We start from the raw sequence: 260 nt of genomic DNA, 5'->3' as shown, positions 1-260 counted from the left end.
GCCGCCATCTTCTCGGCCAACCACGCCACCATCGTGCGCACCGTCCGCGCCCGAACCAACTCCTCCAACTCCGACTCGTCACCATCCACCGACAACCGCAACCGGGTCGCCACCTCACCAGCAACCTCAGCCCGCTTGATCGAATCAATACTCAGATCCGCCTCAAGATCCAGATCCAACTCGATCAAGTCCACCGGATACCCGGTCCGCTCACTCAACACCTCCAGGATCGCCTCCTGGAACTGCGCCACCCCCACCGA

General features: G+C 62.3%; 1 protein-coding gene. It reads right to left on the bottom strand.

Features of this window, described 5'->3' with window-relative positions:
• On the bottom strand, nucleotides 1–260 hold a 260-nt coding region (locus tag ACFHWT_RS31615), incomplete at both ends, for an acyl carrier protein (RefSeq protein ID WP_416598384.1).

This window comes from Micromonospora sp. LOL_021 (genome assembly GCF_048060215.1).
Classification (GTDB): Bacteria; Actinomycetota; Actinomycetes; order Mycobacteriales; family Micromonosporaceae; genus Micromonospora_E.
This window is presented reverse-complemented; position numbering and strand designations above follow the sequence as displayed.